7 protein-coding genes are annotated in these 13,027 nt (G+C 68.7%); 3 read left to right on the top strand and 4 right to left on the bottom strand.

Going from position 1 to position 13,027, the window contains the following annotated elements; genetic code table 11:
• Window positions 1-17: 17 nt before the first annotated feature.
• Window positions 18-1,181, bottom strand: coding sequence for a glycosyltransferase (locus AB0395_RS18010; protein WP_366281844.1), 1,164 nt, complete (start codon window positions 1,179-1,181; stop codon window positions 18-20).
• A gap of 528 nt (window positions 1,182-1,709) precedes the next feature.
• On the opposite strand from AB0395_RS18010, the gene AB0395_RS18005 reads away from it, so the two are divergent.
• Complete coding sequence (locus AB0395_RS18005) at window positions 1,710-2,969, top strand: hypothetical protein (protein ID WP_366281842.1); 1,260 nt, start codon at window positions 1,710-1,712, stop codon at window positions 2,967-2,969.
• Here the strand turns inward: AB0395_RS18005 and AB0395_RS18000 are convergent.
• The 3 genes from AB0395_RS18000 to AB0395_RS17990 are packed head-to-tail and all read right to left on the bottom strand — an operon-like array spanning window position 2,953 to window position 6,476.
• Entirely contained in the window at window positions 2,953-4,263 is a 1,311-nt protein-coding gene (locus tag AB0395_RS18000) for a hypothetical protein (RefSeq protein WP_366281841.1), read from the bottom strand. The genes AB0395_RS18005 and AB0395_RS18000 overlap by 17 nt on opposite strands.
• A 9-nt stretch (window positions 4,264-4,272) precedes the next feature.
• Complete coding sequence (locus tag AB0395_RS17995) at window positions 4,273-5,361, bottom strand: glycosyltransferase (RefSeq protein ID WP_366281839.1); 1,089 nt, start codon at window positions 5,359-5,361, stop codon at window positions 4,273-4,275.
• A complete protein-coding gene (locus AB0395_RS17990; RefSeq protein ID WP_366281837.1) occupies window positions 5,358-6,476 on the bottom strand; it encodes a glycosyltransferase family 4 protein in 1,119 nt (372 codons plus the stop codon). The genes AB0395_RS17995 and AB0395_RS17990 overlap by 4 nt, the downstream gene beginning before the upstream one ends.
• 517 nt (window positions 6,477-6,993) lie before the next feature.
• Here AB0395_RS17990 and AB0395_RS17985 point away from each other — a divergent pair.
• Together AB0395_RS17985 and AB0395_RS17980 are read left to right on the top strand one after the other, a co-directional pair.
• Entirely contained in the window at window positions 6,994-9,207 is a 2,214-nt protein-coding gene (locus tag AB0395_RS17985; RefSeq protein ID WP_366281835.1) for a hypothetical protein, read from the top strand.
• A gap of 140 nt (window positions 9,208-9,347) precedes the next feature.
• Complete coding sequence (locus tag AB0395_RS17980; RefSeq protein ID WP_366281833.1) at window positions 9,348-12,953, top strand: DUF4082 domain-containing protein; 3,606 nt, start codon at window positions 9,348-9,350, stop codon at window positions 12,951-12,953.
• Window positions 12,954-13,027: the final 74 nt, after the last annotated feature.

The following is a 13,027-nucleotide window of genomic DNA, read 5'->3' as shown; positions in this document are numbered from 1 at the left end:
GTAAGAGATTTGGTCGGTCAGGTACGCGCCCGGGAGTCCTGGCGCTCCTCGCTCAGTGATCGGTAGAGGGCCTCGGTGTCGGTGACGAAGCGTTCCGCGCCGAACGAGGAGTGTGTCCACCTGCGGGCGGTTTCCCCCATTTGGCGGGCGAGCACCGGGTCCGACAGCAGCCGCACGGTCTGCTCCGCCAGTTCCTCCGCGTCGCACGCGGCCAGCAGGCCGGTCTCGCCGTGCCTGACCACCTCGGCCACGCTTCCCACCCGCGTGGAGACGGCTGGTTTTCCCGCCATTCCCGCCTCGATGAGCGTCAGCGGCGTGCCCTCGTTGTCGGAGGTCAGCAGGACCACGTCGGCGGCGGCGTAGACCGTCTCCACATCCTTTTTCCAGCCGAGGAGGCGGAAGGCGTGCCGGAACGGTGCGATGCTCTGTTCGACCTCGTCGCGAAGCTCGCCGCCTCCGCAGATGACGAAGTGGCAGTCGGGGATCCGCCGCAGCACCGCGTCGGCCGTGTCGACGAGCCGATCCAGCCGCTTCACCCGGGTGAGGCGGCCGACGAAGGCGACCACGGGGGCGTCGGGCGGAAGCTCCAGCAGGGATCGGGCGGTCGCCCGGTCGGGGACGGCATCGAGCTGAATGCCTGGCGGAATGACGACGTACTGTTCCGGACGGCCGATCCCGGCTTTCAGCAGGTCGTCGCGAACCTGGAAGCCGACCGTTTCGAGGCGGTCGGACATGGAGGCGAGAAACCGCTCCGCCTGAACGTAGAGGTATCGCTTCGGCCCTGAGAAGTATCCGTACAGGAGATGGCCGTGAAACGTGTGCACCCGCGCCGGGCCTACACCGGACAGGCGTGCCGCCAGCCGGCCCAGGGCTCCGGCCTTCGCCGTCCGGGTGTGGACGACGTGCGGCCGGAACTCGCGCATGACCGTGATCAGGTGGGTGAGCGCGCGATAGTCGTCGGTCGGCCTGATCGATCTGCCGAGGCCGGGAACCCGGTGCACCGGGACGGCGGTGTTTCGCAGTCGCATGAGGTCGCTTTCGTCCACGTCGACGTAGCCCGTGTAAACGCGGTGGTCGAACTCCTCCGAGTTTCGTAGCTGGTGTAGCTCGATGACGTGCCTGGCGGCACCGCCGCTCATCCTGGCGATGATCTCCATGACACGAATCCGACTGTCCCGCATCACGTGCTCCTCAACGATGGATCAGAGACATGTCGGAGAAGCTAGCGGGGGATTCAACCCGTTCGGCGTTGCCATAACGGTGGTGGTGAAATGTTTCCCTATCTCCTACCTGTACGTGATCCAGGCGCGATAGGCGGCGGGCGGGGCCGGAGGGGGCTGAAACGGGAGGGAGTCATTGGTTTTCGAGAACATTACCCCTGCAGCACGCTTGTTTATGGATTTAGCCGTCCGGCGCGTGTACCTTTTCCGGGGCGAAGGTGGGAGCTTTCGGTCGCCATGATGATGATTTCTCCGTATATCTGCTTGCCGAAGCATCCGCAAGGTGGGATGTGGTGAAACGGAAGATAGAAGCGAAATGCCGGGATCGGTGCGGAACGGGATGCCCCCGATGGGTGGTGTCGTGACGCCGTATCAGCGCTGCCGCCGACCCTGTGAGCTGGGCAGTGGTGCCGGTGGGCGGAGGAGACGTCCTCGACGGCCAGGCATTCCCCGGTAGGTGACTTTAAGGCGGACTGGAGATGGTTTTTCATGGAGTACATTGTCGTTGCTGCCGCCGTGGTCGCGCTTATCTTTCTTGTCCGTGCGAACTTCGACGTGGATGTGGCTCGGCGGGCGCTGCCCGTGCTGCTCGCCGCTTTCGCCGCGAGGCTGGTCGTCCATGTCCTGCTCATGCGAAGCGGGAGCGCCTGGTACGGCGGTGACAACCTCACCTACGAATCCATATCAATGGCGATGGCGGAGGAGTGGAAAAGGGGGGGCATCTATTTCGTCGCCCCCGAGCAGGTTGGATCCCTGAAATCCGTCGCGGTCCCGTGTAATCTGTTCGCGCTCGTTATCTACCTGTGCGAGGGAAAGGCCCCGCTGGCCTGCACGGCGGTCGTCGCACTCCTCGCCTGCGGACTGTGCGTCGTGATGTACAGGTTCGCGCGCCTCCTTGGCGCGGACGAACGCTCGGCGTTCATTCTGCTTGTCATTTCCGCGTTCACGCCCGCGTTCCTCGTGCACACGTCCGACATGTTCAAGGACGGCTTCAACGCCTTCCTCGTCGTGGCCTGCCTCGGCCTCGCGTGTTCGAACATGAGGCGTTTCGACATCCGTAAGCTGATCGTCCTGTGTCCTCTTCTGTGGGCGCTGTGGCACGTCCGCCCCTACATGGTCTTCATGTGCGGTCCCTCGCTGGTCCTCAGCCTCATGGGCTCGAAGCGGGCCCCGTCCTTCCGCGTCATGGCCGTCCTGTCCGTGGTGCTCGGCGCTGTTCTCGCCCTTTTCGGGATCGCCGCCGACGAGGGCCCTATCGGGACGATGCAGGAGCAGCTCGAGTACGGGCAGTCGGACGATCTCCGCCGTGCCGTCGCCAGCGAGGAGTCGGGGGTGACGTTCGAGGACAGCGGCAGCCCGTGGGGCGCGCTCGGTCCCAAACTCCTCTACACGCTCCTGTCGCCTTTCCCCTGGATGGAGGGGACCATGACGCTGCAGCTCGGCAAGATCGAAGTGATCGTCTGGTACTACCTTCTCTACAGCGCCGTGCGCGGGGCCCGCAGGCTGTGGGATCACGACCGCAGCATGTTCTGGACCCTCCTGCTGTTCATCGTTCCCAGCATGGTCGCCTACGCGACCACCATGGCCAACATCGGTCTCATCTTCCGCCAGCGCATGCCGATCATCATGGTCACCAGTCTGCTTTCCGCGGTCGCCTGGAACAGGGCTCCCGAGGGAGGACAGGCGGCGGCACCGGGGGAGGAACGGCGGGGGGAGGAGGAGTGGTCTCCCGCTATCCGCCCTCGTTGACGATCCGGCGCAGCAATGTGATCCACACGGTCACGCCGAGCACGGCGACGGTCAGGGCCCCGCACGCGTAGAGGAGCGAGGTCCCGAAGGCATCCGAGGCGATCCGGCCCGCGGTGAGAAGCGCGCCCAGCAGGAGGAGCCCCTCCGCGGTCAGGTAGCCGAGCCGCCAGCTCGGCCTGCCGACGGCGAGGGGAAGAACGTTCGACCAGCACACGAGCCCCCGCACGCACTCGGCGGCCAGGATCAGCGCGGCGACCGTCCCGATCTCGGCGTACTGGTGCCCGTACATCATCCCCAGGACGTCGTTGACGACCGGGAGCGTCACCGCGAGGCAGGCCGCGCCGGCCACCGCGAGCATCAGGGTCGCCCGGACGAGGTCCCTCCTGATGAGCACCCTGCCGTCCTCCTCGGCCGCCGCCTGGGCCAGCCGGGGGTAGAGCATCGCGGCGACCGGGATGACCAGGTTCGCATACAGCCGTCCCGGGGCTGTGGCGATCTTCAGGATGGTCGCCAGGCTCGGGCCGCCGAGCATGGCCGCGACGGCCAGGATCCCCGAGTCTGAGACTCCGGCGACGAAGGTCCCGACGGAGGCCTTGACGGAGAAACCCGCCAGGTCCGCGGGGAACCGGACGTGCGCCGTCGCGGGCCCGAGCGCCGCGAGGAGCACCCGCGTCGCCCGCCCGTACAGCACCGCCGCCATCACCAGCGCGCCCAGCGCCTGACCTGCGAGGTAGCCCAGGGGGCCACCGGCGAACAGCCCGCCCATCGTCAGCCCGGACGACACGACCGCGCAGCTCAGGCGGATCAGGCCGAGGTCGCGAAGCCGGTCGGCCAGTGCGAAGGCCGCGCCCGCGGTGCCGTGCGAGGCCATGGCCCCGCGCGTGGCGATCGCGAGACAGAGCATGAGCGCGAACTCGTCCGTGGCGAGGCCGAGCGGGCGGGCGGCCGCCGTCCCCAGGAGCCCGACGCAGGTCGCGGCGACGCCGATCACCACGTCCCAGCGCAGCAGGCGAAGGAACAGCGCGGAGCCGTGACCGCTGCGCCGTTGTTCGATCGGGACGAACCGCTGTGCCGCGTCCTCGGGCCGGGGGTCACACAGCAGGAACCAGATGCTCGCCAGGGACTGGGCGAAGATGACCTGTCCTGATCTCTCCGCTCCGGCGGAGCGGACCAGGGCGATGAGGGTGAGCGAGGGCAGGATCGCCTCGCTCAGGCCCGCCGTGGTCAGCGATGTGAAGGTGCGCAGATGGCGCCCGCCGGGCGGGCGCATTCGCGGGAGCACACGTTCAAGCACTTTTGCCATCTATGGGCAGATCTCATCGTAAAGGCGGTCGAACCACTCCGCGGCCACCCCGATGTCGACCTGGTCCGCGCTGTCCCGGGCGCCGTGGCAGAGACGGGCGTGGACCTCGGGACGCATCGCCCGCGCCACGGCCGCGGCGAGCGCCTCGGCGTCCCCCGGTGCGGTGAGTATGCCGTTCCACTCCGACTCCACCAGATCGGGCACTCCGCCGACGAAGGTGGATACGACCGGGACGCCCGCGGCGAGCGCCTCCATGACGACGACCGGGAGCCCCTCGTACGAGGAGCTGAGCACGAGGAGGTCCGCGGCCGCGATCAGGCGGGCCGCGTCGGGCACGTGGCCGAGCAGGCGCACGTTGTCCAGCCGCAGTTCGGCGACCTGGCGGGTCACCTGCTCCCTGAGCGGGCCCGACCCGGCGAGCAGGAAAACCGCGCGGGCGTCCAGCTCGCGGACCCGCGCCGCGGCCTCGACGAGCAGGCCGTGGTTCTTCGGCGGACGGAAGTTGCCGGTGTGCACGATGAGGAAGGCATCGGGAGGAACGTTCCACTCCTGTCTCGTCCGCTCCGCCTCCGCGGCCCAGCCGCGCTGCCGCGTCACGCTGACGCCGTGGATCCGGGTGACGAGGCCGCGTGAGCCCCAGCTCGTCGCGGCCCTGGCCACCTGCGGGGAGACCGCCACGGTACGGATGTCCAGCCATCCCGTCGCCCGGTCGAGCGCCATCGTCGGCAGGCGGTACCGCACGCTGTGGACCGTCGAGACCAGGGCGGGCCTGGGGCTCCACAGGCGGGAGGCGGGCCGCAGCAGGGACGCGGGAACGGGGGAGTGGACGTTGAGCACGTGGGGCCTGAGCGACCTGACAGTCCGCACCAGGTGCGCCCACCGCAGGTGCCGCGGGGAGGGGGTGAGGTCGACGACCCCTATACCGGCCGACCGCAGCCGGTCGGGGAGCTCTTGGGAGGACGCCTGCTGGCACACGACGGTGTAGCGCTTGCCGGTCGCGGGGGCGGCGAGCAACCGCTCGACCAGCAGGACCTCGGCCCCTCCCACGTCCAGCGACTTGATCACCTCGCAGACGTGCGGGCCTTTCATGACACCTCCACGGGAAGGGGGGACGTCCTGCCCGCCATGAACCTCTCGTACCACTCCTCGATACGGTCGGCCACCAGCGGCCAGTCGAGCCCGGAAACGGCCGTCCTGCCGCGTTCGGCCAGGTGAAGGCGGGTCGTCTCGTCGTCGAGCACCGCCCGCAGGTGCGTCACCAGTTCCTCGGCGGACTCGCTGCGGAACACCCGGTAGGCACCGCGGTCCTCGACGATCGGGTCGAGCGTGGCGTCCGAGGAGACGATGACGGGGGTTCCCAGGGCGAGGGCCTCCAGGGCGGCGGTGGGGATGCCCTCCCCGATGGTGGGAAAGCGTCGTGAGGAGAGCACGAAGGCCTGGGCCCTGCTCACCAGCGCGTAGACGTCGTCGCCGGAGATCTGCCCGGCGAACCTGATGCCGGACTCCGGGCCCGCGAGCTGCTGCAGATGGGCGCGTTCCGCGCCTTCGCCCACGATGACGAGACGAGCGTGCGGCCGTACGGCCCGCAGCTCGCGGAAAGCCCTGATGGTCAGGGCGTGGTTCTTCACCTTCTCCAGCGAGCCGACGCTGACGACCAGCCCGGGTTCGACGGAGCTCCGGGCCCGGAAACCGGCCAGATGGCCGAGGTCCAGGCCGCTGGACATCGTGCGGATCCGCCTGCCGGGCACCCCGGCGCGGAGCAGGTCGTCCGTCGGCCGGGTGCCGATCGAGATGAAGCCGTCCACCTGGCGGAAGGCCCACGGCATGATGGGCCGGTGGCGCGAGGTGAGCGCGCCGTGGACGGTGACGACGACGGGGATCCCCAGGCGCCGCGCGGCGGGGCCGAGGGCGAGCGCCTCCCGGTGGTCGCCGTGCACGTTGACGACGTCGATCCGGCCCGCGCGGGCGAGCGAGTGCGCGCACTCCATGGCGAAGGCGGTCACGTCGGACTTCCTGGAAATGACCTGGCTCACCCGGGTCGGCGTCAACGGCAGTGTCTCCACGCCGTCCGGCACCCGCCCGTGCCGATGGGCGATCACCACCCGGTGGCCGCGGAGAAGCTGCTCCTGGGCGAGGCGCGCGGTGTAGCGCTCCTTCCCGCCCCGTTCTGGAGGTAGCCGATATCCGATATGGAGAATTCTCATGTCACCCTCTTTTCGGGATGGTGCTCCGGTCGTGCCGCGTCCTGTCGGGTGGTGAGGCCCGGCCGTCGTCGCGGCAGGGCGGGGAAAGGTTCCGAGATTCCCTCCGGAGTGAGGACTGTGGTGTTCCCGCCGGTCGTCCCGGCTTTTTTCGCGCATGTCCCACGAGGTCAGAGGTGACAGCGGCGCTGGCCTGTGAATCGTACTGGTGAACAACCGAAAGGGCCGTCATTTACCTTGTTCCGGGGGTTTCGATAATGAAGACCTGCGAATGCGGGCTGTCACCCCCGATCCCGCAAAATGACCGGCAAGAAACGGCCGGAGACCGGGGCATCGGCGGGTTGGGGGTGGGGCTACCAGCAGGCTTGGCTCCATGGACACGACCTCTCCCGCTCGCGGTTTCACGCTGAGTTCCCCGGAGCATGCGCCTGCCGTTCCCGGAGGCGGCGGAGGAGAGAACCATTCCCCGGGCCGGAGACTGTTCTCCCCGCCCGTTTCGAGATGGCTTCCCGCGGCGTCCATGGCCGTTTTCACCGTCGCCGCGCTGACTTTCTACGGCGTTTCCGTTCCGGAGATGGCCCTTTTCGGCGTTTACCTCGCCGTCGGGCTTACGTTTCCCGGCATGCTGCTCGTCCGGGCGTTGTACGCCGGGAAGCGGACGCTGGCCGAGGAGATCGCGCTCGGCTTGACGACCGGGTACGCCGTCGAGCTTTTCGCCTACATCGCCGCGTGCGCCCTGGGCAGGCCGCTGCTGGTGCTGGCGTGGCCGGTCACCGTCTACGCGCTCTTCCTGACCGTCCCCTCGCTCCGCACGCACCTGAGGGGAACGGCCACACGGGAAAGGACGCCCCTCCGGTGGTCCTGGGCCCTCGCCCTGATCTTCGGATACCTGCTCCTGTGGAGCGCGGGCTCGTTCTTCAGGACGCACGCCCTCACCTGGCCCGGGCTCGGCGGGGCCTTCGTCGACATGCCGTTCCACCTGGCTCTGACCGGCGAGCTGAGGAACCATGTGCCGCCCACGGTGCCGATGGTCGCCGGAGAGCCGCTCGCCTACCACTGGTTCGTCTACGCCCACCTGGCCTCGGCGAGCTGGATCACCGGAATCGAGCCGATGGTGCTGCTGTTCCGGCTCGCCATGCTGCCGATGCTGGCCGCGATCGTCGTGCTGGTCGCGATGACGGGGCGGCGGATGACCGGCTCGCACGCGGGCGGGGCACTGGTCGCCGCGGTCACGGTCTTCGTGGCGCCGCCGAGCCTCTACCTGGGCACGAACGGGGTGTTCACCTGGGGAGGGGTGACCGACCTTGCGTGGACGAGTCCCACCCAGACCTTCGGCTCACTCATCTTCACCCCCGTCGTGCTCCTGTTGTTCGACCTCCTGGAGCGCAGGCGCAGGACCGTGGGGCGCTGGCTCCTGCTGGGCCTGTTCCTCGCGGCGGTGATGGGAGCCAAAGCGACCTATCTCCCCCTCCTGGGCGCCGGACTGGTCGCCGTGGCCGTCGTCGAGACGATCAGGCGGCGCAGGCCGCCGGCCCCCGTGCTCGCGGCGCTGGCGATGACCGCGGCCTGCTTCGCCTACGCGCAGTTCGTGCTGTTCGGCCGCCACAACCAGGCCACGGTCGTCTCCCCCTTCGCCTACATGCGCACCGCCTGGGACGAACTGACCGGCCTCGGCGGGCAGGCCGTCCCCCCGCAGGCCTCCGTGCTCGGCCTCGCGCTGGTGTTCGTGCTGTGCTGGACCGTCACCTGGGGCGGAATCCTCGGGCTGCTGACCCGGCCACGGCTGCTGCTGAGCCCTCAGATGGTCCTCATGCTCGGCATGGCGGGCGCGGGACTCGGCACCATGTTCCTGCTCGGGCACCCCACCAGGAGCCAGCTCTTCTTCCTCTGGGGCGCCTACCCCTATCTGGCGACCCTCGCGGTCTGCGGGATCATCGCCGTGCTGCGCAACGCGCGGACGTCGCTGCGGGCCATCCTGGCCGCCGCCTGCGCGGGGACGCTCGCCGTCTACCTGATCCCCGTTCTGTGCGGGGTCAGGGTCCCCCTGAAGCCGGGCCAGCCCGACTCCCTTCTCTACCGGCCCTACCTCGCGTTGCTGGCGGTCGTCGTACTGGTGGCCGTGCTGCTGTGGCGCAGGACGGGGGCACGGCGCGCCTGCGCCCTGACGCTCGTCATGTGCGCGGCCATCGGCCTGCCCGCCGACCTGCACTCCCGCGTCCTGTCCACGGCGGACCGCCTGGCGGGGAACGCCCCGTTCACCACCGCGACGACGACGGCGGGGCAGGCGAGCATCACATACGGCGCGCTGGCCGCCGGACGGTGGCTGCGCGACCACTCGGATCCGGACGACCTGGTCGCCACGAACGACCACTGCATCCTGGGCTACCAGGACCCCTGCGACAGCCGGCACTTCTGGGTGGCCGCGCTGGCCGAGCGGCGGGTGCTGGTCGAGGGCTGGGCGTACACGGCGACGAACCTCGACCGCTGGCGCCCCGGCATGCCGCTGATGCAGCTGCCGTTCTGGGACGAGGAACGGCTCCGGCTGAACGAGGCGGTCTTCGACACCCCGTCCGCGGCCACGCTCCAGCGCCTCAGGGAACGCTACGGAGTGCGCTGGCTCGTCGTCGACGAGCGGCGCAGGGGGCCGGAGACGAGAATCGGCGACTTCGCCGACCTCCGGTTCCGCTCCGGTGAGTACGCCGTCTACCGGATGCGTGACGAGGCGGGCACGTGACCCGCGAACCACCTGAACCCATTTGAACCGAGCCAAGCGCACAACACCACCCGCAGCGCCCAGAAAATCCGATCTTTCAGTCGCCCGTGACCTCGCTCAGCCACAGAGGTTCGCCGGGGCAGCACAACCGGGAGTCGCAAGTGTCAGTGAGTGAGGGGAGGACCGGCCTGATGCGCCGGAGCATGCTCCGGATCGCGTCGGTGGTCCTCGGCATCGGAGTCGTGGCCCTGATGGGCATGATCGGCACCTCCAAGACCGTCGTCAAGGCCAAGCCCGCCATGCACACCGCGCCCGACCGGGTCACCGTCCAGCCCATCTCCGCCGAGGAGGAGCCGGAGCCACGCCCGGACGCCGGAGGGGACAGTACGGAGGAGGCCGGAGGGGACAGTACGGAGGAACAGGAACGCCTGCGGATCGCCGAGCGGATCAGGAACGCCGGAGTCACGCCGGTGAGGAAGGCGCGGCACGGCAGGGGGAAGGCGCTGGCCTGCCCGGAGACCTCGGTCATCTGCCAGGAGAACGCCCTGCCGGGCAACCCGGCGAGCGAGTGGCAGATCACAGGAGCGGGCGACAGCAACATCCAGGGCTACGGGACCACGATGAGCGTCGCCCCGGGCGAGACCGTTCACTTCAAGGTGAACACCACCTCGACGAACTACCGGGCGGACATCTACCGCATCGGCTACTACAACGGCATGGGCGCGCGGAAGGTGGCGACGATCACGCCCTCGGTCACCCTGCCCCAGACGCAGCCTGCCTGTGCGACCGACTCGACGACCGGCCTGATCGACTGCGGCAACTGGGCGGAGTCCGCCTCGTGGGCCGTACCCGCCGACGCCGTCTCCGGCGTCTACATCGCCAAGCTGGTACGGCAGGACGCGACGGCCGGGACCAGTCACATGATCTTCATCGTCCGGGACGACACCAGGGGCTCCGACCTGCTGTTCAAGACCTCCGACACCAGCTGGCAGGCCTACAACGCCTATGGCGGCAACAGCCTGTACGCGGGAAGCCCGGTGGGGCGCGCCTACAAGGTGAGCTACAACCGGCCGTTCACGACGGCCTGCTGCTCCTGCTGCGCCGGTGAGAAGAACACCTGGTTCTTCAACGCCGAGTACTCCATGGTCAGGTGGCTGGAGGCCAACGGCTACGACGTCAGCTACACCTCCAGCATCGACACCGCGACCAGCGGGAACGAGCTGCTTGAGCACAAGGTGTTCCTTGCCGTCGGGCACGACGAGTACTGGAGCAACGAGATGCGGGACAACGTGCACAACGCCGCGGCCAACGGCGTCAACCAGGCCTTCCTCTCCGGCAACGAGGTCTTCTGGAAAACCCGGTGGGAGAACAGCGTCGCGGGGCCGAGCACGTCGTTCCGGACCCTGGTCTGCTACAAGGAGACGCACGCCAACGCCAAGATCGACCCGAGCGCCCAGTGGACCGGCACCTGGCGTGACCCGCGCTTCTCCCCGCCGTCGGACGGCGGCAGACCGGAGAACGCGCTGACCGGGACACTCTTCATGGTCAACGGCGGTCTGAACATCGCCGACCAGATAACCGTCCCCGCCGAGTACGGTCCCATGCGCCTGTGGCGCGACACCGCCGTCGCCGCCCTCGCACCCGGTGAGGTCGCGACCTTCCCGCACGGGACGCTCGGCTTCGAGTGGGACGAGGCACCCGACAACGGGTTCGCCCCGGACGGGCTGGTGAAATTCTCCCAGACCACCGCGACCGTCCCCAGCTACCTGCAGGACTTCGGCAGCACGTACGCCACGGGCGTGGCCACGCACAACCTGACGCTCTACCGGAACCCGAGCGGGGCGCTCATCTTCGGCGCGGGGACCATCCAGTGGTCCTGGGGGCTGGACTCCGCCCACCAGGGAGCGAGCACGCCCACGGACATCAACATGCAGCAGGCGACCGTCAACCTCCTCGCCGACATGGGCGCCCAGCCCGCGAGCATCCAGCCAGGTCTGGTCCCGGCGACGGCCTCGACCGACACCCAGCCGCCGACCTCGGTGATCACCAGTCCGTCCGACGGTGCCTCGGTGGAGAGCGGGCAGACCCTCACCATCCAGGGGACGGCCGACGACACCGGTGGCGGTGTTGTCGCGGGGGTCGAGATCTCCCTCGACGGCGGCACCCAGTGGCACCCGGCGACCGGGCGCACCAACTGGTCCTACGACTGGGCTCCTCCGAGCACCCCGGGAAACATGACGATCAAGGTACGCGCGATCGACGACATCGGGAACATCCAGAGCACTCCGACCAGTGTGACGGTCAACGTCGTCCGCCACTGCCCCTGTAGCATCTGGGAGTCGACCACCGTTCCGGGCATCGCCTCGACGGGCGACACGGGCTCGGTCGAGATCGGGGTGAAGTTCCAGGTCGCGAACGCGGGCTACATCAGGGGGATCAGGTTCTACAAGGGGTCGGCGAACGTCGGAACGCACGTCGGCAACCTCTGGAGCGCCTCCGGGCAACTTCTCGCGACGGCGACGTTCACCGCCGAGACGGCGGCGGGCTGGCAACAGGTCGACTTCCCGGTGCCGGTCCCGGTGAGCGCGAACACCACGTACGTCGCCTCCTACTTCGCGCCGAACGGAAGGTACGCCCTCAACCTCTCGTATTTCACCTCGCAGGTCGTGAACGGCCCGCTGACGGCGCTCGCCAGCGGCGCGAGCGGGGGCAACGGCGTGTACGCGTACGGTTCGAGCAGCATCTTCCCCTCGAGCACCTACCAGTCCGCCAACTACTGGGTCGACGTCGCGTTCACGCCGTTCAACACCGTCTGGGACAACACGGCGACCCCGGCCGTCACGTCCCCTCCGGACACCGACGCGGTCGTGGTCGGCACGAAGTTCAGGGCGGCCACGACCGGCACGATCAGAGGCGTCCGCTTCTACAAGGGAGTGCAGAACACCGGCACCCACGTCGGGAGCCTGTGGACCACCGGCGGGCAGCTGCTCGCCAGCGTGACCTTCTCCAATGAGAGTGCGGTCGGCTGGCAGGAGGCGTACTTCAACTCGCCCGTCTCGGTCTCCGCGGGCACCACCTACGTGGTCTCCTACAAAACCGTGACGGGGCACTTCTCTTACACGCTGCAGTACTTCAACTCGCAGTACGCCAACTATCCGCTCTTCGCGCTCGCCGACGGCGACGACGGGGGCAACGGCGTGTACGCCTACAGCTCGGCCAACACCTTCCCCTCGAACACCTACCAGGCCACCAACTACTGGACCGACGTGGTGTTCGCGCCGTCGAGCTCCGTGTGGGACGACACGGCGACTCCCGCGGTCCTGTCGCCTCCGGCCCCCGAGGCGGTCGTGCTCGGCATGAAGTTCAGGGCGACCACCGACGGCATGGCCAGGGGCGTCCGGTTCTACAAGGGCACGGGGAACACCGGCACGCACGTCGGGAGCCTGTGGACCACCGGCGGGCAGCTGCTCGCCAGCGTGACCTTCTCCGGCGAGAGCGCGTCCGGCTGGCAGCAGGCGTACTTCAACTCGCCCGTCCCGGTCTCCGCGGGCACCACCTACGTGGTGTCTTACCACACCACGACGGGGCACTTCTCCTACACGTTGCCGTACTTCGTCGGTCAGCAGGTCAACTACCCGCTCATCGCGCTCGCGGACGGCGCGGACGGCGGCAACGGCGTCTACGCCTACAGCTCGACCAACGTCTTCCCCAGCAACACCTACCAGTCCGCCAACTACTGGGTGGACGTGCTCTTCGACGTCGGATAGGGGAGAGCCGGCCACGGCCGGAGAGCGACCGAGACCATCACACCGGGCGGTTCCCGCCAAGCCCGGCGTGATGG

It is taken from the genome of Streptosporangium sp. NPDC051023 (genome assembly GCF_040689595.1).
In the GTDB taxonomy this organism is placed as follows: Bacteria; Actinomycetota; Actinomycetes; order Streptosporangiales; family Streptosporangiaceae; genus Streptosporangium.
This window is presented reverse-complemented; position numbering and strand designations above follow the sequence as displayed.